The sequence below is a fragment of the Sorangium sp. So ce321 genome (assembly GCF_051530195.1).
In the GTDB taxonomy this organism is placed as follows: domain Bacteria; phylum Myxococcota_A; class Polyangia; order Polyangiales; family Polyangiaceae; genus Sorangium.
The window spans coordinates 11,052,477-11,072,525 of sequence record NZ_CP150329.1; the positions used below are offsets into that span (position 1 = coordinate 11,052,477).

General features: G+C 69.4%; 17 protein-coding genes. 4 read left to right on the forward strand and 13 right to left on the reverse strand.

Going from position 1 to position 20,049, the window contains the following annotated elements:
- Positions 1 to 240 precede the first annotated feature (240 nt).
- Complete coding sequence (locus WME89_RS40880) at positions 241 to 492, forward strand: hypothetical protein (protein WP_438005001.1); 252 nt, start codon at positions 241 to 243, stop codon at positions 490 to 492.
- A gap of 153 nt (positions 493 to 645) precedes the next feature.
- Here WME89_RS40880 and WME89_RS40885 read toward each other — a convergent pair whose 3' ends face one another.
- The 3 genes from WME89_RS40885 to WME89_RS40895 all read right to left on the reverse strand — a co-directional run bounded on the left by WME89_RS40885 (position 646) and on the right by WME89_RS40895 (position 3,176).
- On the reverse strand, positions 646 to 1,515 hold the full coding sequence (locus tag WME89_RS40885; RefSeq protein WP_438005002.1) for an SDR family oxidoreductase: 870 nt from the start codon (positions 1,513 to 1,515) through the stop codon (positions 646 to 648).
- A 294-nt stretch (positions 1,516 to 1,809) separates the two neighbouring features.
- The gene (locus tag WME89_RS40890; RefSeq protein WP_438005003.1) at positions 1,810 to 2,382 is read right to left on the reverse strand and encodes a hypothetical protein; all 573 of its coding nucleotides are present in this window, start codon (positions 2,380 to 2,382) and stop codon (positions 1,810 to 1,812) included.
- Positions 2,383 to 2,687: 305 nt separating this feature from the next.
- Entirely contained in the window at positions 2,688 to 3,176 is a 489-nt protein-coding gene (locus tag WME89_RS40895; RefSeq protein ID WP_438005004.1) for an Appr-1-p processing protein, read from the reverse strand.
- A 712-nt stretch (positions 3,177 to 3,888) separates the two neighbouring features.
- Between WME89_RS40895 and WME89_RS40900 the strand changes: the two genes are divergently transcribed.
- Positions 3,889 to 4,293, forward strand: coding sequence for a RidA family protein (locus WME89_RS40900; RefSeq protein ID WP_438005005.1), 405 nt, complete (start codon positions 3,889 to 3,891; stop codon positions 4,291 to 4,293).
- A gap of 170 nt (positions 4,294 to 4,463) precedes the next feature.
- Here the strand turns inward: WME89_RS40900 and WME89_RS40905 are convergent, their stop codons facing one another.
- The 5 genes from WME89_RS40905 to WME89_RS40925 form a co-directional block, all read right to left on the reverse strand.
- A complete protein-coding gene (locus WME89_RS40905; protein WP_438012034.1) occupies positions 4,464 to 5,309 on the reverse strand; it encodes a formylglycine-generating enzyme family protein in 846 nt (281 codons plus the stop codon).
- A gap of 543 nt (positions 5,310 to 5,852) precedes the next feature.
- Entirely contained in the window at positions 5,853 to 6,449 is a 597-nt protein-coding gene (locus WME89_RS40910) for a lipase family alpha/beta hydrolase (RefSeq protein WP_438005006.1), read from the reverse strand.
- Positions 6,450 to 6,580: 131 nt separating this feature from the next.
- On the reverse strand, positions 6,581 to 7,159 hold the full coding sequence (locus WME89_RS40915) for a hypothetical protein (RefSeq protein WP_438005007.1): 579 nt from the start codon (positions 7,157 to 7,159) through the stop codon (positions 6,581 to 6,583).
- Positions 7,160 to 7,212: 53 nt separating this feature from the next.
- Positions 7,213 to 8,625 carry a hypothetical protein gene (locus WME89_RS40920; protein ID WP_438005008.1) on the reverse strand — a complete coding sequence of 471 codons (1,413 nt, stop codon included), beginning with the start codon at positions 8,623 to 8,625 and terminating at the stop codon, positions 7,213 to 7,215.
- Positions 8,612 to 9,952, reverse strand: coding sequence for a glutathionylspermidine synthase family protein (locus WME89_RS40925; protein WP_438005009.1), 1,341 nt, complete (start codon positions 9,950 to 9,952; stop codon positions 8,612 to 8,614). The genes WME89_RS40920 and WME89_RS40925 overlap by 14 nt, the downstream gene beginning before the upstream one ends.
- Positions 9,953 to 10,382: 430 nt before the next feature.
- On the opposite strand from WME89_RS40925, the gene WME89_RS40930 reads away from it, so the two are divergent.
- Complete coding sequence (locus WME89_RS40930) at positions 10,383 to 11,891, forward strand: PPC domain-containing protein (protein WP_438005010.1); 1,509 nt, start codon at positions 10,383 to 10,385, stop codon at positions 11,889 to 11,891.
- A gap of 124 nt (positions 11,892 to 12,015) precedes the next feature.
- Here the strand turns inward: WME89_RS40930 and WME89_RS40935 are convergent, their stop codons facing one another.
- The 3 genes from WME89_RS40935 to WME89_RS40945 all read right to left on the reverse strand — a co-directional run bounded on the left by WME89_RS40935 (position 12,016) and on the right by WME89_RS40945 (position 14,828).
- Entirely contained in the window at positions 12,016 to 12,792 is a 777-nt protein-coding gene (locus WME89_RS40935) for a sensor histidine kinase (protein WP_438005011.1), read from the reverse strand.
- 135 nt (positions 12,793 to 12,927) lie between these two features.
- Positions 12,928 to 13,266 (reverse strand): DUF6209 family protein, encoded by a 339-nt coding sequence (locus WME89_RS40940; protein ID WP_438005012.1) that lies wholly within the window; start codon positions 13,264 to 13,266, stop codon positions 12,928 to 12,930.
- 53 nt (positions 13,267 to 13,319) lie between these two features.
- On the reverse strand, positions 13,320 to 14,828 hold the full coding sequence (locus WME89_RS40945; RefSeq protein WP_438005013.1) for a vWA domain-containing protein: 1,509 nt from the start codon (positions 14,826 to 14,828) through the stop codon (positions 13,320 to 13,322).
- Between the two features lie 660 nt (positions 14,829 to 15,488).
- On the opposite strand from WME89_RS40945, the gene WME89_RS40950 reads away from it, so the two are divergent.
- Positions 15,489 to 16,655: a vWA domain-containing protein gene (locus tag WME89_RS40950; protein ID WP_438005014.1), complete on the forward strand. Its 1,167-nt coding sequence runs from the start codon at positions 15,489 to 15,491 to the stop codon at positions 16,653 to 16,655.
- A 199-nt stretch (positions 16,656 to 16,854) separates the two neighbouring features.
- On the opposite strand, the gene WME89_RS40955 is transcribed toward WME89_RS40950, so the two are convergent.
- Both WME89_RS40955 and WME89_RS40960 read right to left on the reverse strand, forming a co-directional pair.
- Positions 16,855 to 17,193, reverse strand: a complete 339-nt coding sequence (locus tag WME89_RS40955; RefSeq protein WP_438005015.1) for a hypothetical protein — start codon at positions 17,191 to 17,193, stop codon at positions 16,855 to 16,857.
- A gap of 284 nt (positions 17,194 to 17,477) precedes the next feature.
- Positions 17,478 to 19,985 (reverse strand): serine hydrolase, encoded by a 2,508-nt coding sequence (locus WME89_RS40960; RefSeq protein WP_438005016.1) that lies wholly within the window; start codon positions 19,983 to 19,985, stop codon positions 17,478 to 17,480.
- Positions 19,986 to 20,049 lie beyond the last annotated feature (64 nt).

Genomic DNA, 20,049 nt, shown 5'->3' on the forward strand with positions numbered 1-20,049 from the left:
AGCTCGACCAAGGTGCGCTGAAGCTCCCGCACGGGACTTCCATGTTCCTCGATTCCTGTGCCATCATGCGAGATGCTGGCGGGGCTGGCTGTCGAATCGCCGCCGGCGAGATTCTCTTGGTTGCAAGCGACGTGTGACCTGTCTGCGAAAGGTGTTCCAATGAATCAAGGTTCGTCTTCGGGGCGTCTGTCCAGGAGCCGCATCGGGCGCTCCCTGTCCGTCCTTCTCTGTGCGCCCTTGATGGCGCTCGTGCTCGCCGGTTGCGGCAGCGTGGATCCCTCCTCTTCATCCGAGGCTGACGAATCCGCGCCGAGCGAAGACACCGATTTGAGCTGGGAGGAGTTCCAGGCGAACGTCTACCGCGACCCGGAGCGCGGGCTCTACATCATCGGCAGCGACGGGCGGGGGCTCAACGACGCGGAGCTGCGTGTCGTCTACGAGCGCTACGTCCAGACCGGTGCGCTCGTCGTGAGCCGCCCCGACAGGCGCTGACGACACCTCGCACGGATACGACCGATAGCTCGCGCTGGCGTATCGCTTCAGCAGCGCATTCGGCGGCAACCACGGCGCGGTCGCGCGGTCGTGCGGGCGATGCATGCCTCGGCCGGCGCCCGCGGGCCGTGGAGCGGACGCGACCCCTTCGGGTCAGCGCTGAAGCGCGCGGGCCAGGAGCTCGCGCACCCGGCGCGGAGGACGCCCGAGGAGCTGCTCCAGCGTGGGATCGACGCGCGCGAATTCCCCCTGGCGGCTGGCGATGAACAGGCCGAGGGTCATGTCCTGGATGCGCTCCGGCACGCCCCTCGCGGCGAGGCTCGCGCGGTACGCGTCGTCGGGCACGGTGACGCGCTTGATCGTGCGGCCCGTGAGGTCGGATGCGATCGCGGCCAGATCGGCGAGATCGAGCGCCTCCGAGCCGGTGAGGGCCGGGGTCGGCCCCTCGAAGCGGGCCGCCTCCGAGGCGAGGACGATCGCGTCGGCCTCGGCGAGGTCCTCGCGCGCCGTCCACGAGACCTTGCCGTCCTCCGGCGCGACGAGCTCTCCGCTCGCGAGCGCGCGGCGCACCTGCTCGACCGCGGTCGCGGCGTAGAAGCCGTGGCGAAGCGACGTGAACGGCATCCCCGCGGCCTCGAGCAGGGGCGCTGTCGCCGCGTGGTCGTGCATCGGCGGGAACGCCGACGTCGCGCTCGCGCCCATGTGGCTCGTGTAGAGGACCCGCCGGGCGCCGACCTCGCGCGCGGCCGCGAGAGCGGTGCGGTGCTGGGCGATCGGGTCGCCGCCGGACGCGCGGGCGTTCGACGACACGATCAGCACCTGCGACGCCCCCTCGAAGGCGTCGCGGAGGCTCGCGGCGTCGTCGAAGTCGCCGCGCCGGACGCGCACCCCGCGCGCGGCGAGATCCTCGGCCTTCTTCGGATCGCGCACGCTGACCCCGATCTGGCCCGCGTCGACGCGCTCGAGCAGGCGCTCCACGATGGCATGGCCGAGCTGGCCCGTCGCTCCGGTGACGATGATCATGGGACCTCTTCCTTGGTCGCGGACCGCACGCAGCGCGGCCCTGTTATCGATGATACCGGATCAACGTTAGCACGTATTTTTGTCGCTAACAAGAATTTGATATCGTCGATAACAACGTCGCGGCGGGATGGGGACGTGGGCGAGCGGCACCTCCTCGCGGAGCTCCTCGATCGCCTCGCGAGCTCGGGTCGTGAGCGGGCGCCCGGCGCCGCCGCGGGATGGGGGCGGAGCGCTCGAGCGGCCAGTCGAGATCGGCCGCGAGGCGGCCCTCCACACGTGGAGCATGGCACGGCATCAAGGTGAGAGTTCGAAGGAAGACTCCACCAGCTCGAGGCCAGGCTTCACGTGCTTCATGTCATCGTCGTAGCATTGCTCCACCGCGACGAACGAGCGCTTGTCATTCGCGTGAGAGAACACCCGGACCGAGCCCTCGTTCACGCCCAGCAGCTTGCCTTTCAGGAGCACGCCCCGTCCGGCGTATTTACCCCATGTGGTGAACGGCGCGCGCGCCGGTGCCGAGATCAACCTGGGAACGAACGCGTCAATGTGCGCTTGGACGTTGTCTGCGGGTTCGGTCGGCGCGTCGAAGACGAAGAGCATCGTCATGCACGAGCCGGGGCTCTCGACGCTCAAGTGGTGATCGGGATCATTCTCCGGGGCGTCCGCCTCGACCCTCCAGTTTCCTGGGTACTTGAAGGAGAAGCCGGGCCGCACATAGCTCTGGGCGTGCACCAGGTCGGCAGGCGCCTCGCTGGACGCGAGCTCTTCGAGGAACGCAGAGCCGGCCTTCGTCGCTCCGATTCCGGCGAAGAACCCCACCACGAGCCCGATGAACAGGAACAGGAAAGCGACGGTGGTCTTGCTCATTCCGCCTGCTGATCGCGACGGGCCGTGGGGTGTCGTCATTGGTCAATCCTGGTGTCTTGCAGGTGCGCAATCACAGCAGCCGGATGCCGTGGGCTGGACTGCGCTGCAAGTCGCGTCGGTGTCCACCGAGGGCCGTTCATTCGACGCCACGCACAGAGCCTGTCGGGTGGGTGAGGGACTCGAGGTGTCGGGACAGCCAGACGCTACGATGAGCATGGGAAGCGTATCGTCTGTCCAACGATTTGCCGGTGGGCCGCGCCGCTTCGCGGCGTCGGCACCAGCGGCTGGCTGGGCGGGGCTGCAGCTCACCGCTGACCCGGGAGATCATAGACATTGACGCGAAGTCCCGCCGAGCACAGGTTCTGCTCGATGAGGGGCACTATCTCGCTCCAGCTGCCTCCGGCCAGCCCTGCGCCGATGCGCGGCATGTGCACGGACGCGTCGTGCTGACGCGCAAAAGCAGCGACCGCCAAGAGCGCAGCATCGATCGCCTCGTAGCGCACCGGTGGGACCCCGCCGCGCGCTCTCACGCCGTGCTGGCCGATCATGTTCGCGACCCACAACCTAGCTTCAACCTCCACGAACTGCACCTGGCCCAGTCCGAACGGGGGACCAGGGAGTTCGCCCCGGTGCCAGCGTCGGTATTCTACCTCTGGCGTAGCCCAGCGAGCCGACAACGCGGTCACGAAGCCCCGGCCCCAGCCACCGATGTCATTGCACACGTGGGCGATGATTCGTGAGCCCTCGCCGGCTGGCCTGGTAGCGTCGCCAACCACGTAGTTGATCGTTGTCATCAATCCCCTGCCTCACAAGATGGCTCAAGCCCGGAGGTGCCGACCTGACGGCCCAACGTCGCGATGAACTGCGACACACGACCTGCCTAAGCAGCTTCGCGTGCGGGCCGCGAACCATGGTATATCACCTCCACATTCCCGAGGACAAGCCGCGGCTCGCCATGGCATATCGCCGTGATCCCGTGGACAGGCCGCGACCTTTCACGGCCTATCTGCGCCTCTCCGGAGATAGGCCGCCGCTGCGTGAACACGTATTCCCGTTGCCAGGTCTCGGCATCATCGACCGCGGCCCTCCCGGCGTCACCAGCCCCATGACCGCTGACCGCCACCTCACCGTGGAGCGCCTTGAGCTCCGGAGCCCACCCCGTCGTGCCGCCCCCACCCATCGTGGAACGGTAGCGTACCTGACGGCTACCCCGCCTTGTCAAGGAGACCAACGCAGGAGCGTGCGGGCGTCCACGCCGGAGGAACACGTGACGGGCCCTCACATCCAGCGCGTTCGCGAGCCTGACGAGCGTGTCGAGGCTCATGCTCTGCCGCCCAACCTCGATCGCCTGCAGGGTCCTCGGCTCGGCCCCGGCCGCTTCCGCGCGCTTCTCGTCACTTCTCCAGGAGGGAGGCGGAGCGCGCAAGGAACCTGCGGCCCCTGAGGTGAGCGTGGCGAGCCGCCCCTTGACATCCTCGGCTCGTTTTGGTTTTCCCTTACCCCTCGATGCGCGTTGGGAAGTTCAATCCGTCCGACGTCCACAAGACTCCCGGCTATCACCACGTCACGATCGTCGAGGCCGGCCGGCTCGCCTTCCTCGCCGGCCAGTGCCCACTCGACCTCGACGGCAACCTGGTCGGCGCGGGCGACCACCTCGCGCAGGCCGACCAGGTGACAGCGAACGCCCTGATCGTCCTGGCCGCGGCCGGGGCGCAGCCCGCCGATGTGGTGCGCTCGGTGATCTACGTGGTCAGCGACGACAACCAGGTGCTGGACGCGGTGTGGCGACGGCTGAACGACTCGGCGCTCGGCCCTGCCTTCGGCTCGGCCAGCACCCTGCTCGGGGTCGCTTCGCTCGGCTTCGCCGGTCAGCTGGTCGAGCTGGACCTGACCGCCGCCCTCCCCGGGTGATCCAGCGGCGCCCCGCTCCACGATCGCAAGGTGCGCAGCCTGGCGGCGCCCGGGATCCAGGCGGACGATCGGCGGAGCTTTGCGGCTCTCAGGCCATCGTGAACACCGAGATCACCGCTGCGTGTTCGCCCGGATCAGCGCATCGTGATCGCCGGGAGTAACCTCGTGGCCTACGGGTTCCTCGCGCACCGGACCCCGACGTAACCGCTGCGGTCCGACGGGTCGTGGTCACTGCGGAACGCGGAGAGCAGGTACGACGCGCTGCTGCCGAAGCCCCCACCCCGGAACACCCGGCTCGAGCCAGCGGTCAGGTTGGCGCAATCGTCGCATGACAGAGCCGCAGTATAGTCGGCGTACCTGTCCAGGGCCCACTCCCACAGGCCCCCGGCGAGGTCCGCCTGCCTCCACCTTCCATCTCCCTTCATGGACCTGGATCCGACGTGCTGTACATCATCGAACGCACACAGCTCGCTCGCAGTCCCGTCCCCGGCACAGTCGTACGCCGCGTAGCTCCCGTCGATCGTCGTATCCACGGCAGGGTTCGACCACGGGTACGCCCGCTGCTCATCTCCACCCGCTGCCGCATAGTTCCACTCCGCCTCCGTGGGCAACCGCCCACCATCCCAGGCGCAAAACGCGAACGCGACGTACCAGCTCAGGCAGTTCATCGGCAGATGCTCGCGCTCGCCAGCCTCTTCCGTCCATGTCTGGTACGTCGCATCGCACCGCACAGCTTCCTTCAGCGCTGCCGCGCTCGGGGGCATCTCCATGTTCCAGCTCGGATCCCAGCCGCTTGCATCGATGCGCGGGTGCGCTCCCGCTCCCCGCTCGGGGAAACTCCCGGGGTACGCCTCCACGAACGCACGGAAGCGCCCCACCGTCACCTCGAACCGATCCAGCAGGAGAGCGCTCACCATCGCTGGATACGCCTCGTCATTGCTCCGCCTGAACCTTCCGCCCGGCAACGCCGTCGCCGCGCAGCAGCTCTCGTCGCCCGCCGGCCCGCACGTCGGCACGAGCCCGGCGCAGCTCGGAGGCGTCGTGCACGCACCGCCGCTGCATACCGGCGCCCTCGCAGGGCATGGCGCCTCGTCCTCCCACTCGCCACGGTCATCACAACGCTGTGGTTTGTTGTCCGAGCACCGCCGTTCGTCCGTCGCGCACCCGCCGGCGGCGTGACCACCTGCGCCGCCCCCGCCGCCCGGCGCTGGGTCGCCGCTGCCTCCGACAGCAGCGCCGCCCCCCTGCCCGCCGTCGCCACCCGCGCCGCCTCCCGGACCGCCTGTGCCTGCGCCCTGGAAGTCGCGCGTCCTCGGCGAGCAGCCCGCAAGCACCGCGACGAGGCCGATCTGTAGAGCAGCCGTCCCCAGGACGCGGGCGCAGAGAGAGGAGCGGACCGAGGAGGCGAGCGTGTGCGACATGCGCTGCATGGTAAAGCAGGCGCAGCGCACCAGGTAAGCAAGACACGGGGAGCCAGCACCGAAGAGACGACGTCCGCTGGACCCCACCGCACGGCGGGCGCCGTGACGCGGCTCGCGACGTCGCGGCGAGGCGGGCGCTCAGCGCTCCAGGAGCTCCGCCACCGAGTCGAGCACGCGCCGGTCCGAGAGCATCCAGCGGTGCAGCGCGACCGGCACGGCGCGCGTGGTGCGGGCGCCGGGGAGCTCGCTGGAGCGGGCCGGGAGGATCATCACGTCGAAAGGCGTGTAGAGCACGTGCACCTCGACCGGGCCCCAGGGGTCCGGATCCGCGGCGAGGTCGCGCAGGAGGGGGCTATCCGGGCGCATCTGCCGCACGCCCTCGTGGGGGAGCCACATGGCGTTGAGCGTGCCGCGGTGCGGGCCCGAGATGGAGACGAAGCGCCGGACGCGCGCGCGGCCGCGGCCGCGCTGGATGTAATAGCGCGTCACCAGGGCGCCCATGCTGAAGCCGACCACGTCCACCGCGCCGCCGGGCGCCGCCCCGGCGAGCGCGGCCTCCACGGCGGCGTCCAGCTGGGCGGCAAGTCGCTCGATGGACGCACGGCCGTCATTGGGGACCAGATCGAAGGCGCTGGCGCGGTCGACGCCGCGGGCCGCAAGCCCGGCGCGCAGGCAGTCGATGCGCGCCGCAGAATCCCAGATACCGTGCACCAGCAGGATGGGCGGCTTGCTCATGGCGTCGAAACGTACGGCGCCGGCGGGCGCCATCAAGGCTGATCCCCGCAGAAGCATGAAGGAGGCGGCGTGGCAGGCCGGCGGTGCCCTGGCGCTTCCCTCCCCGGGACAGGCCGTCCGGTACATGCAACCTAGAGCAGCTTCAAGTAGGCGTAGCCCTCGTCGGCGAGGTCCAGCGAGGAGAGCCCGTCCTGGTCGGTGCCCGGCATGAGGTAGACCGCGTCGGCCTTGACACTGGCGAAGCTCAGCGCCGGGATGGCGCCGAGCAGGTTCCCGAAGGTCTGGCGCGTGAAGTACGCGCGTTCGGGCATGTCGCAGCGCTCGGCCAGGATATCGTCGCTGGTACTCCCCTCCTGGAGGAGGAAGATCAGCGAGGCGATCACGAACTGTTTCTCGTTGGAGATGCGGTGCAGCTCGTCCGCCACGGCGTCGATCTCCTCTGGCTCCGTGGCCATGCTGCCCTCGATCTCGCTGCACCAGGTCTCGAACTGGCGCTCGGCGTCCCGGCCGCGGATGAGGTCCCAGAAGCCCCGCTCGAAGGAGGCCATGCCCTCGTTCAAGACGCTGGTCAGGTTCTTGTAAAAGGCCCGCTTCTCGACGAGCGAGACCTCGGAGGGCGACGCCGTGATGATCTGGTGTAGCCGGGCCCGCAGGTTGTCCCCCGGATAGGTCTTGAGCACCACCTGGACGGCAAAGAAGGTGTATCCCATGATGACTCCTGTGAGGCCTGGGGTCTTCGAGAGCGCGGGGCGCGCGCCCTCCCCTAGCCGCCAAACGACACGCCGCGCCCGAAGGAGCCGCTCCGCCCCCCCGCGTACGAGGCGGCGCTCGGGTGGTAGCTGGAGCTCAAGGAAACGCGCCCGAAGCCGCTGGGCTTCTGCTTGCCGACCCCGCTCACGGCGCCGCCTACCGCGCGGCTGGAGAAGACCGTGGGCCGGGGCGTGGGGGCGAAGTCCGCGCCCCGTGACACCGGGCGCACCGGGGGCATCGCGTGCGCGCTGCGCGGGGTGCTGTACCAGCCGTAATTCCCCCAGAAGGCCGGGTGCGAGAGGTACGAGCCGCCGTAGAAGAAGATCAGCGGCACGCCCGTGCGCAACGGGGGCGCGACCGCGGAGCTCTGGCTCGGCGCAGCGCTGACCCCGCTCGCCAGGGCCGCCATGTCCTCGGAGACGGGAGGGCTGAAGTCACGCAAGGACAAGAGCTTGGTGTCCACGCCCGCCGCCTGGTACGCGACGAAGTCCTCGTTGAGGTCGTCAGCCTCCTGAAGCTCGGGCCCCGCCTGGTCGTTGATGTAGAGGACATGCTTGACGCCCAGGGCCTTCAGGCGCTCGGCGCTCGGCAGCCTGGCGACGTAGCGGTTGTCGAAGGTGTCCGGATCGTCGGTGTAGGGGTTGAGACGCTGGCTGTCCACGACGAAGACCGGGGGCGCGGGGAGCTGGCGCACGGGGGCCGACTCCGCCAGCAGCGGGGCATGGAAGAGGGCCGCGCCCAGGACGAGGTGCGAGGGGACCACGCCGGCCGGGTGGGGCCAGTTGTCGAACAGGAACACCGGCTCGAAGAGCTCGGCGAGCCCGGCCGCGAAGGCGACCGCCTGAGGGCCGGGCAGGTCGACCACCAGGGCGATGTCGCGCGGCGAAGAGGCCTCCTGGAAGAGCGAGAGCAGCGCGCGGGCCTTGTCAAAGGCCGTCTCCATCTCGGGCGTGTCGACGGGGCGCACCTGGGTGAGCAGGGCGGCGTTGTTGTGGTCGGTGATCGCCTGGAACAAGGTCGACACGTAATATGGCTTCAGCTCGGCCTGGGTCGGGGCGAGCCCGGACGCGAGCGACTGCAGCGTCGTCATGTCAGGGGTCTGGCCGCGCGCGTCCTGGCTCACCGCGCCCGGGAAATCGAGCACCTTGTTCATGGCGCCCACGTCCCAGCCCTCCTCGCGCTGGAGCTCGAGGGCGTCGACGGCGCTCTGCATATCGAGGGCGTCGCCGCCGCCGACGTCGAGGACGAGGCTGGCCAGGAGCCCGGCGCTCAGCACGCCGCCGCCGATCCAGAGCATGGACTTGAGGGCGCTGCGCCGGCCGAAGGGGTCGGGGTCGGCTTGCAGCTCGTCCTGCCACCAGCGAGCCCCGGTCAGGCCCGGCTCGTCGATGAAGGCCTTGCGCGAGAAGGGCTTATCCTGGCTCATGGTCCCTCGGGAGGAGCAGGGCGGGAGCGCTCTGCGCATGGGTGTCGGTGCGGCCCGCCTGCTGCCGGATGAAGAGGCCGCTGGCCTGGCCCGCGATGAGGTAGACGCCGTAGTTCGTGGACTCGCCGGGGAGCTCGCCCTGGGCCTCGAAGTAACGCTGGGCCACCCAGCGCGTCGGGATGGCCAGGCGCAGCGCCGCCTCCCAGTCGCCTGGGGAGGTGTCCTTGCCGATCACCACCTCATCGCCCTCGCAGCCATAGTCGGACTTCAACACCCAGCGATCCTTCTCGCGCCGCAGCTCTTCCAGCGGGGCCGCCTCCAGGCGCGCCGTGTACGGGAGGTAACGGGCGAGGTTGGCCTGGGTGTGAGCGGGGAGTCGGTCTCTCTCCTCCCAGAGGAGGGCGAGGGCGCGCTTGTTCTGGGTGAGCACGGCACCGAAGGGGTTCACGACCGCGGCCCGGCCGCGCAGGCTGGCGCTGAGGAGCACGTCGAGCGCGCGGGCCAGCGGGGCCTCGTCGGGGTAGCCCGGGTCGGAGCTCCAGACCGGCAGGCGCTCGCCCCACCAGTCGGTCTTGTAATGACGGACAAAGACATCGCAGGGCTCCCCGAAGAGCCCGGCGCGCCCCCCGGGCAAGGCCTGGAGGTTGTAGGGCGAGCCGGTGCGCACCTCCCAGCCCTGGGCCGCGAACCAGCGCTGATAGAGCAAGACGAGGGAGAGATCCTCGGTCATCTCGGTCGGGTACAGGATCCCCACGCGGCGCGGCGCGTGTCCGGTCTCGTGCTCCGTGAGCCGCGCGACGAGCTGGCAGAAGCGGGGGCCGAGGTCCTCGTTGAGGTCCCCGTGGCCGGGGTGGTCCGCGCAGGCGAGCGCGCCGCCGAGGACCGCCTCGGCCTGGCCGCTCGGGGTGTCGCTGTTGAGCTCACAGACCCGGGGGCCCTCGGCGGTGAGGAAGACGTCGGCGCGGGCGATACCGTGCCAGCGGGGCGCGGCGCTGGTCCACATGAGCCGCTGGAAAGGGCTGAGGGCGAGGCGGTCGAGGAGGGCTGGCTCCACGGCGCAGCGCATGGCGAGCTGGTGGTGGGCCTCGGTGACGGCCTCCGCCGCAGCGTACAGCGCATCGCGCTGGGCCGCCGAGAGCAGCACCGGGGCCTGGCGAAAGCGCGGGGCGCCGTCCACCCAGAGGTCGGTGAGGATGCCGGTCCCGGTGAGGCGGCGCGCGTAGTCCTCGTAGCCGCTCAGGGCGTGCTCCGGGGGGCGAGGCGGCGCGGGTGCACGAGGTCCATGAGACCTCAGCCTACGTGGAACGCTGCGTCGTGAACAGCGCAACTCACCTCCCCGGGGGGCAAAGCATGGCGTCCGCGTGGAAGGCGTGAGGACCGCGTGAGCTGCGGCGACGCGGGGGCGCGATCGCGCCGCTGGACACCGCGCCGACGCTCGGGGGAGCATCGCCGCCCGCGCCACGCGGTCACTCGCACCACCTCGGTGGAGTCCATCCTGCTCAGGTGAGCTCGGCGCCCCTGGTCGCGGCGTGAAATCCGCGACCACCCGGATGGCGCTCACCGAACTCTACGGGACGCTTCTCCAGGCTCATCGGTGCCCCGTTGTGGATCAGCACCCCGCTGTTGTGCATGCTCCAGAATTCGGCCCGACGAAAACGTGCGCATTGGTGGCGCGCAGGACCAGCAGCAGTGTAGGTGCACTATTCCCATGCGGCTACAGCAGACTCTGCTGTGGCGCAGCAGATGTTGGAGGTGCCATGAGATCGATTCATTTCCTGGGTTTCTTCGTGCTTGGCACGGTCGCGGCGACAGCTGCGGGCTGCGGCGGAGATGACGAGGGCGTCGGCGGACAGGGGGGCGCCGGAGGAGCAGGAGGGGCCACGAGCTCCTCGACGTCCAGCTCGACGAGCAGCAGCGTCACCACGTCCACCTCCTCCGGGGGCGACGAGACGGATCCGAACGAGAGCATCGAGACGGCGGAGGCGATCGAGATCGACGGCGACGCGGTGCAGGCGACGCTCGAGCCAGTCGACGCCGATCAGGACTTCTACAGCTTCACAGGGACCAAAGGACAGGTCCTGTACATCCTCACCGACGCGAAGCCGGAAAAAGACGAGACCGATCCGACCTATCCCGATCTCGTCGTCTCGCTGCTCGACGCGCAAGGCACGCAGATCGCCCGGAACGACGACCCGCCTCAGGGCGGCAACGACAGCCGGCTGATCACCGTCCTGCCCGCAGACGGCGATTACTACCTCCTCGTCGAGGAGTGCACGTCCGCGCTGGGCCAGGACAGCTGCGCGCCCGCCGAGGACATCGCCAACTTCGACTATGCGCTGGGGATCACTTTGCTCGATCCGAACGCTGCCGACGACGACAGCTTGATCGGAGAGACCGAGCCGAACGACGACGCCGCTCAGGCCCTGCCGCTCCACTACGAGGCGCTCGCGGACGAGCCGGGATACTACACCACGTTCGTGATCGGCGGCTTCGCGAGCGCGACGGACGTCGACGTCTACTCGTTCACCCTGCCGGAGACCCCCGCCGCCGAGCGCGGGCTCAAGGCGACGCTGGTCACCTCGGCCCCGCCCGGCCCCGAGGGCAGCGGCTCGACGGTGGACGTCAGCGAGGTCACCGTCTTCGACGCGGCGGATCTGACCACCCCCTACGCGAAGGTCGACCCGTCGAAGGGCGGCAGCATCGAGGTTCCGGTCAAGGTAGGCGAAGCGGCCGAGTACCTGGTCTTCGTCAATCGCTCGCAGGGCGACGTGGGGGCGAACGACTTTTATATCCTCCTCCACAACCGGGTGGAGATCAACGGCCTCGAGGCCCAGGATCTGACCAACAACCTGGCCACGACGCCGGAGGGCGACCTGTATTCGTTCGATATCAGCGGGGGCGGCATCGCCTACGCCGTCGACGGCCAGCTCGCTGACGGGGTCACCCCGGATACCGATTACTACGCGCTCCCGGTGCCCGAGGACGCGGACGAGACCTGGAAGGTGTCCGCCTTCTGCGGGGCGCAGCGCCACGGCTCCGGGCTGCGCGAGCTCACGGTCACGCTGTTGAACGGCGATGGCACGGAGCTCGGCGAGGGCTACACGGCCACCGAGAACGAGACGACGGACCTGGCCATCACGGGGGTCGACCTCCCGGCGAGCCCGGCGGAGAACAGGCTGCTCGTCAAGGTGTCGGCCGGCACGCCCGCCGAGGATGTGACGAGCCGCAGCTACGACTGCACCTTCGGCTACCTGCCGGCCGACTGAGGATCCGAGGCTCGCGGCGCCGCGCCCGCTCGGGGGCGGCGCCGCTGACCCCCGGCCATCCAGTACGGCGGCCCCGGGTTGGATCGACGTGCTCCGCGCCTCGCACGGGCGCGGCACGCCAGCGTCACTCCGCGGGGCGCGCGCCCTCGTCCCAGACCGGCAGCGCGCAGCGGAGCGTCGCCCCCTCGCCCGGGCTGCACTCCGCCCACAGCCGGCCTCCGTGCGCCTCGACGATCGCGCGGCTGATCGCCAGGCCCACGCCGAGCGCCTGGGCCTTTGTCGTGAAGAAGGGCTCGAAGATCCGCTCGAAGTCCTCCGGCGGGAAGCCCTCGCCGGAGTCCGCCACGGATAGCTCGACGCGGCCTCCGTCGGCCAGGCGGGTCCGCACCACCACGAGGCGGGCGTCCGGGGGACAGCGGGAGACGGCATCGAGCGCGTTGACGAGCAGGTTGAGGATCACCTGCTGGAGCCGGATGCCGTCGCCCCGAACGCGCGGCAGGCCCGGCGCGAGCTCCGCCCGCACGGTCGCGCCCGCGAGCCGCGCTGCGCCCGACACGAGCCGGACCACCTCGCGGACGAGCTCGTCGACGTCCTGCGCAGCCACGCTGACCGCGCCCTCGCGAAGCGCCGCGCGCATCCGCTGGATGACCTTCCCCGCGCGGCGGTCGTCCGCCACGATGTCCTCGAGCGCGGCGCGCGCTTCGGCGATGTCCGGCGGGATGTGCGTGAGGAGGCGCAGCGCCGCCTGGGCGTTGCTCAGGATGGCGGCCAGCGGCTGGTTCAGCTCGTGCCCGATCGAGGAAGCGAGCTCGCTCAGCGCCGAAACCTGGTTCAGGTGCGCGAGCTCGGCGAGAAGGTGGCCGAGGAGATCGGCGCGGAGGAGAGGACGATCAGGGGGCATCGGGGCCAGGTGACGGAGAAGCTCGGCGTCGCGTCGGTCGTGGAGCTCGCGCGGCCCCTGGACCGGCTCCAGGGGCTCTGATCCTGACACGCGGGCGGCGCGAGCCGTCATGGGACCAAGGTCCCATGACGCGCCTTATCCAGCAGCCTTCACGTCGAGCCAGTAGTTCTGGCCGTAGCGGCTATCCCAGCTCGAGAAGCCCGTGTGATCGGTATTGTTGAACCACAGCTCGATCCGGCCGGTGTTCGCGGGCACGTCCAGCTCGCACGCTCCCGAGGAGACATCGCCGACTCCCTCCTTCCCGCTCGGATGAAATCGGAGGTGGGCGAGGATGCTCCACGCCCGCTTCCCGTAGCGCTCCGCCCTGCCATCAGGCAACCTCTCGATGGCGTATTCGAGCCGCAAAGGCTCCCCGGATTGAATGTCGCCGCTCTGCTGATGAGACCAGTCCGACGAGAAGCTCACTGTAGCCATTGTCTCTCCTTTCAGGCATACCTGCGGCCCGCTCAGGGCTTCGCCTCGGGCGGCTAGGGCGTGGTGGTCGCGCCCGGCCTGCTGCCGCAGATCACCTCCTCCAGCACGGCCTGGAAGCCGCTCTGCGCGTCCGTCGACGTGAAGGGCTTGCCGCCGGTCTCCCGGGCCACACGAGCGAACTCCGCCTGGATCTCCTTGACGATCCGCTCGTGTTTCCGGGCGTCGCTGCTGAACTTCGACGTGCCCAGGTACGTGTGGACGCGCGTCCCGGCCTTCTTGGCGGCCTCGATGGCGCGGCTCGCGGCCTCGATGTCTTCCTGATCCTGCCCTGCGACGGAGACGCCGCCCTCGAGCGCCTCGTCGCCCAGGAAGAAGACGCTGCGGGAAGCGCCGGGCCGCCAGTCGAAATGCGTGGCGATGTCCTCGATCGCCCGCGCTCCGTCCTCCCTCGGATCGAACACCTTCTTCTGCTCCTCCGTGAGGTTCGCGCTGTCCGCGTTGGTGCGCCCCTTGAGCAGCGAGGCGTCGACCTTCGCCGTCTGGGTCAGGTAGCTTCTGACCGTGTTGTCGAAGCGCGTCTTCTTGAACGTCCCTTCGATGCCCAGGTACGTGACGCGCAGGTCCGAGGGGCACTTGGTCTTGGCCGCCGCGATGGCCGCTTCGATCGTCTGGCTCAGCGCGTCCGCCTCGTCCCTCATCGAGACGCTCGTGTCGATGACCACGACGAGGTCGACCGGGGGCGGCTTGGGGGGCTCGGGCGGCTGGGGGGGCTTGCGAGGGAAGGCGGAAGCGACGTACAGCCCCGAATTGTCGACGCGCGGCGACCTGTTGCCCCCCACCGGGTAGAGGTCGTGACGCAGGAGCAGGGTCCTGTAGCCGGCCGCGTCGAGCCGCACCAGACCCATCACGGTATCGATCGAGTTGGCCATGCCGCCGGGAGCCGGCGTGCTCGTGCCCTGCAGAACGCCGTTGACGAGGCTCAGCTGCGCGCTGGGCTGATTGCCCCCGGCGGTGTTCGGCGCGACTCCGCCGTTGACCAGCTTCCAGCCTGCCGGGCTGGCGGCGCTGCCGTCGGCGAGCGTGCCGGTGATGGTGACCGTCGTCTTGGCGTAGGTCAGGCCCGCGTAGATGTCGCTCAGGCCGATGAACGTGTTGGCCCCCGCGACGCCGTCCTTGCCCCCGACCTTCGAGCCCTTGTAGCGGGAGAAATCGAGCTCGACCGTGAAGTTGTTGTGGGCGCTGGTGAACTGCCTGTTCGCCTGCATGCGGATCGCGTTGACGCTGGTCGATGAGAGGGCCGCCTGCTCGTTTTTCCCGAACGAGGCAGCGCCGGTGCCGTCATTGACCGAGCCGAACGGGGGCACGCCCCCGTTGTTCCAGTCGAAGGGGCCGAAACCGGAGCTGACGCCGAATCGGATGCCGATCTCGCCGCCCAGCCCGTCGGGGATATAGCGCCACTGGTTCCAGTCGCCGGAGCCGTTCCACCTGTACGACGACGTGTCCCAGAACACGAGATCGAGCTCTTCAGCAGACGAGGATTGGGTATTGGGGGTTTGTGACATGATATGGATCCTTTCGCGGGAGCGAGCTTGTTCGCCACGGCATACGAGAGCAGTGATGTCAACATCGATCGCCGTGTTGCACCACGATGCGCCCCTCGCCGTTTTCTGTTCCCCCACCTTAATGACCGCGTGGGCCCCGTCTATAGGACCTTGGTCCCATGGCGACCGGGACGTGGCTCCATCGCGCAGCATGATGTGGCTCGGGTTCGTCCCTGGTGAATTCGACAGCCGCATGGCGGCCGCGGCCCTGTATCCTCAGCAAGGGCAGAGGCCCCCGCCGAGACCAGCGTGCGGTTGCGTCGCCGCGAGGCTTGCGCGCTGCTGGCCGGGCCAGGGCGAGGAGCCGAGACGTAGGACCAAAGTCCTATAGCGCTCAGGCGCGCCGCGGCCTAGAAGGGCGACACCAGCGAGGCGCGGACAGGCGCCCCGGGGAATGGCCGCTCTCGACAGCCGAAACACTCGCATCTTCACGTTGGGCCTGAAGCTCTCCGCGCGCTCGCGATCTCGCTGCGAGCTCTCGGGGGGAGGATCTGACCGCTGTCGAGGCATCCTCGACGTGAGGCCGTCTGCGACCATGCCGCAGCTCGACGCCTTTGCGCCGCGGGACAGCTGGCCTGTCCGCCATGACGAACACGCAGTGAACATCCAGGAGAATGATCCATGAGCACCAGCTACACATTCCGCGTCCTCGACGCCGACGGCTCCGTCTTCGGCAAGGGGTGCTTCACGTACGATGGCCCGCCTGGCGATGTCGACATCGCGCACCTGCTCGGCGGCGCACAGGGGAGCCTCGGGCCCAAGCTGACCGCGTTCTTTTATCATGACAGCATCGTCGGGACCCTGAGCCTGAAGAACCTCCTCTCCTTCAACTTCACCCAGGGCGATCAGGCCCGCTCCCGCTTCGCCATCAACGTGTGGAACGTCCCGGAGAGCACCCATGGCATCACCGCGGGCACGGCCTTGCCGGGGCAGCTCGGGGTGGCGTCCGCCCACCGCGGCAATGGAGGCGAGCTGAGCTGCCAGGGCAGGAAGCTGGAGTTCCCGAAGCTCGCCGAGGCGACCACGGTCGTCGAGGAGGGCCAGACCGTCATCCCGACCGTCGATCTGGTGGTGGTCATCGACGCCAGCGGCTCGATGAGGGACGAGGCCGACGCGCTCAGCAAGGTGGTCAACACCGCCATCGACTCCGCCAAGACGAAGTGCCCGTCGAACCTCCGGGCCACGTACCTGGGCATCGAGGGCACGTTCTCCAAGACGGTGTTCACGACGACGGTGCGCAATTACCTGACGCAGACGGCGAAGGCCGATGCCTCGCTCCTCAAAGGGCGCACCGGGGCGCAGGCCACCGCCGACGAGATCAAGGAGGACGCGGCACGCGCCATCGAGGACATCGCCACCCACTTCGACTGGCGACCCGGAGCGGTCCGTAACATCATGTTCCTGGGTGACGAGCCGCTCGAGGGCGGCCTCTCTCTCGCTCTCTCGTCGACCGGTCAGGATCAGGAAGACATCGAGGCCGCGAACCGCGCCATCGAGGTCGCCAAGCAGACCGGGACCCGCGTGCATACGTACATGGGCACGGGAAAGTACAGCAGCGACGCCGCCAAGAACGAGCGGGTACGCAAGGCGATCGAAGGGGAGTACGCGCGCGTGGCCCGGGAGACGAACGGCCACTTCTTCGCCTCGCAGGACAACCTGAGCGCCTTCCAGGCGATGCTCGAGAAGGTGATCTGCGGCAGCAAGACGGACCCGCGGGTCACCACGACGGAGTTCTGCTGCTGCCAGGAGTACGTGGAGCAGGGCACGCATACGACCGCTCCCCAGTGAGCGATCCACGCGTGCAGAGAGCCCTGGGATCTCCAGCCCGCGCCTGAACGTCTCGCCGATTTCGGCGTTGCCGCGACACGCGCTGTGACATCGCCCGTCTGCGATAGACGGCCCGCGGCGGTTCTTCCCTGTCTTCCCGGCGGAGCCCTTTCGCCCTCTCGATCCGACCACGGAACAAACTCCCTCCGCGCTCGCGCGGTCACTTGCGACAAGGGAGCCGTAGCTCAACCTGTTGAGCGTCGACGATGTGCGCGCTCGTCGCGGGGATGCGCCATTTACCGGCGTTTCCCGTCGCGCGCACCGACGAGCAACAGGCTCTGTGCACAGGAGGTCTGACCATGAAGGCTCGCTGGATCATCTCAAGCGTGGCGCTTTTCTCCGCGATCGGCGCGGGCGGCGCGGGCCGCGCAGCGCCCGGGGAGGAGCCGACGGCGAACAACCCGGCATCCTGCGAAGCTCCGGCGAACGGCGCATCGGCGGACGCCGCGAGCTTCGATCCGCCGCTCGAGACGCCGGACCAGTCGTGCAGGCTGGACAACTGCCTCCGCCCTCATGACCCCTGCACGTGCAGCAATACCGGGTGGGCGGGATACTGCGGAACCGGCCCGCACCACCCAGGGTGTCTCTACTGCCGCTGCGACTGACGGGGGCCGGCGGGAAGCGCGAGGCGCGTCGGTCGCCTCGTCGCGAGGGCGCCCCGGAGAGGCGCTCCGCGGGGCAGAAACGAAGCGAGCGAGCGATGGCGGCGCTGCGTCAGCCGGCCGTCGCTCGCTCGATTCGTCCGCTTTCCGGAGAGCACGGCCGCCGCTGCGCGGCGCGCGCTCAGAACAGGTCGTAGCTGCTGTCCACCGGCACCGGGGCCGCCGCCTTGACGACCGCGTCGGCGAGCGAGCGCAGCTCGCCCGAGGAGGCGCCGCCGTTGGCGCACAGCGCGATGGTCATGCCACCGACATCGACTCCGCCGAGCAGGAAGCCGGCCGGGAACTTGGCGATGTAAGCGTTTCCGCCGCTGATGTCGCCGCCCTTGCCCAGCTTGCCGTTGGCGTAATCCCAGCCGAGCGCGCGGCCGGGCACCGTCGCCGGGAACGGCGGGGTCTCCATCAGGGTGAGCGAGGAGGCGGCGAGGATGTCGGGGTGGTTCGACTGCTTGTCGGTGGCCAGCATCAGGCGGACCATGTCGCCCGCGGTGGCGCTGTAGCCGCCCGCCGCCAGGCCGTTGAGGCTCTCCGCCGGGGCGAGCGTCTGGGTCACCAGGTGGCCGTCGCTGACGCCGTGCGGCGTGGCGGCGTGGGCAAGGTCGCCGGTGCCGTTGGGCACGATGTCGGTGAGGCCGAGCGGGTTCAGGATCCTGGTGCGGATGAAGGTCTCGAAGGGCATGCCCGAGGCGGTCTCCAGCACGTGACCGGCGAGGCCGATGCTGTGGTTCGAGTACGCGTCATTGGTGCCGGGCGCCCACAGCAGGCGGCGCGTCGAGAGGATGAACTTGTGGGCCTGCGCGTAGGTCAGGTCCTCGACGTCGACGTTGAACATGCGCGCCGCGCCGTCCACGTCGCCCGAGCCCCAGAAGCCGGCGCTGTGGTTGAGCAGGTGGAGGACCTTGATGCCGCCGTACCAGGAGAGCCAGTCATTGACGATCGGCGCGCTGGCCAGCGCCGAGCTGTAAGGCGCCGCGGTGCTGTCCAGATCCGCCGCCGTGCCGATGCTGACGCTGCTCCCGTAGTGGAAGTAAACCAGGCCCGTCGAGGCGAAGTCGGCGTCGCGCAGGTCGTAGATCGTCTTGCCGGGGGGCGGGCTGTAGCTCGCGCGCGCGCTGCCGGAGTCGAAGTCCTTGGCCGTGCCGGAGCTGTAGGTGCCGTCGGCGTACCAGGCGAAGACGCGGTCGTCCGACTTGCGAATCGCGATGCCCAGCACCTCGGTGACGGAGACGCCGCTGGCCGGCGACCACTCGAGCGCGGCGCCGCCCGAGCCCGAGACGGAGTCCAGGTCCGTCGGCGTGCCGATGCTGTAGGTGCCGTCGATATACCAGGTATAGACCTCGCCCGCCGAGGACATCGCCATGCCGAGGATGTCGTTGGTGGTCTTGCCAGCAGGCATGGAGAAGGCCTGCGCCGGGCCCGACGTGGCGTCGAGATCGCTCGAGGAGCCCCAGCTCACGGTCTGGTTCTCGTACCAGCCGTAGACGCGGTTGGTCGGCGCGATGGCGAAGCCGACGAGCGGCTTGTGGCGGTTGATGCCCGCGACCATCGCCTGCACGTACGAGCTGTCGCTGAGCACGCCGCTGCTGCCGTAGACAGGCGTGTTGAGCGAGAACGAGGGCGATTGCTCGGCGTGCTTGGTCACGCCGAGCGCGGTGAGGAACTTGCTGACGCTGCCGAGAAAGCTGCCTTGCCACGGCATGCGCGCCTCCTGCGTATCGACGTCGCGGTAGCCGTAGGCGCGATCGAGCACGATGCGAGCGTCCTTGGAGATCGCCACGGTGACGCCGGCGGCGCCGAGCGCGCGCAGCCTGTCGACGATGATGCCGTCCACCGCGTCGGCGACGGCCGGCCACGCGTTGCCGTGCTCCATGTCCTGGAACCAGGTGTAGACCTTGTCGTTGCTGGCGATCGCCGTCTCGACGATGTGGCGTGTCTTCCGGTTGGGCGGCAGGGTGAACGCGACGGCGGCCTGGTGGGCGTCCAGATCGGTGAGCGTGCCGATGCTGCGCTTGCCGTCGCGGTACCAGGCGTAGACGCGGTCGTCGGAGGCGAAGTCGATGCCGACCAGATCGGCGAGGGTCTCGCCGGCGGCCACGGTGAACGCGACAGGCGCGCCGTAGGCGCCGAGGTTGGTGCTGTGGCCCGCGCTGACCGTGCCGTCGCGGAACCAGGTATAGGTGCGGGCGTTGCTGGCGATCCCCGTGCCGAGGATGTCCTTGGGGACGCGGCCGCCGGGCAAGGCGTACGGCACGGGCGCGGTGTAGTGGTCGAGGTCCTTGCTGTAGCCCGAGCTGACGGTGCCGTCGGCGAACCAGGCGTAGACGTGATCGTTGGCGGTGGCGATGGCGAGGCCGACGATGTCGATCATCGCCTGGCCCGGCGGCAGCGCGAAGCCCTCCTCGGCGGCGTGGGCGTCGAGATCGACGCTGGTGCCGACGGCGACGGACTCGGGGATCGTGCTGGCCAGCGCGCTGGCGGCCACGCCGGTGGCGGGCGTGGTCTCGGCCGCGGGCTCGGAGAGGCTATCTCCCGGTGTCACGGCCGCTGTGTCCTCGTCCTCCGCGGGCGTGAGCGCGCAGGCCGAGACAAGGCAGCCGAGGAGAGCCGCGGGAAGGATGGTGTTTGTCTTCATGGTCGTCTCCACGTGTCGTTCATCGCTCGTCGCTTCGCGCCCATCGAGTACCGTGGTGCGCTTG

Bases quoted from the DNA above. Each gene is read 5' to 3' on its own strand.
- WME89_RS40950 (WP_438005014.1), top strand. From the start codon at position 15,489: ATGAGCACCAGCTACACATTCCGCGTCCTCGACGCCGACGGCTCCGTC.
- WME89_RS40885 (WP_438005002.1), bottom strand. From the start codon at position 1,515: ATGATCATCGTCACCGGAGCGACGGGCCAGCTCGGCCATGCCATCGTG.
- WME89_RS40880 (WP_438005001.1), top strand. From the start codon at position 241: ATGGCGCTCGTGCTCGCCGGTTGCGGCAGCGTGGATCCCTCCTCTTCA.
- WME89_RS40915 (WP_438005007.1), bottom strand. From the start codon at position 7,159: ATGGGATACACCTTCTTTGCCGTCCAGGTGGTGCTCAAGACCTATCCG.
- WME89_RS40930 (WP_438005010.1), top strand. From the start codon at position 10,383: ATGAGATCGATTCATTTCCTGGGTTTCTTCGTGCTTGGCACGGTCGCG.
- WME89_RS40920 (WP_438005008.1), bottom strand. From the start codon at position 8,625: ATGAGCCAGGATAAGCCCTTCTCGCGCAAGGCCTTCATCGACGAGCCG.
- WME89_RS40890 (WP_438005003.1), bottom strand. From the start codon at position 2,382: ATGAGCAAGACCACCGTCGCTTTCCTGTTCCTGTTCATCGGGCTCGTG.
- WME89_RS40935 (WP_438005011.1), bottom strand. From the start codon at position 12,792: ATGCCCCCTGATCGTCCTCTCCTCCGCGCCGATCTCCTCGGCCACCTT.
- WME89_RS40940 (WP_438005012.1), bottom strand. From the start codon at position 13,266: ATGGCTACAGTGAGCTTCTCGTCGGACTGGTCTCATCAGCAGAGCGGC.
- WME89_RS40895 (WP_438005004.1), bottom strand. From the start codon at position 3,176: ATGACAACGATCAACTACGTGGTTGGCGACGCTACCAGGCCAGCCGGC.
- WME89_RS40910 (WP_438005006.1), bottom strand. From the start codon at position 6,449: ATGAGCAAGCCGCCCATCCTGCTGGTGCACGGTATCTGGGATTCTGCG.
- WME89_RS40960 (WP_438005016.1), bottom strand. From the start codon at position 19,985: ATGAAGACAAACACCATCCTTCCCGCGGCTCTCCTCGGCTGCCTTGTC.
- WME89_RS40900 (WP_438005005.1), top strand. From the start codon at position 3,889: ATGCGCGTTGGGAAGTTCAATCCGTCCGACGTCCACAAGACTCCCGGC.
- WME89_RS40945 (WP_438005013.1), bottom strand. From the start codon at position 14,828: ATGTCACAAACCCCCAATACCCAATCCTCGTCTGCTGAAGAGCTCGAT.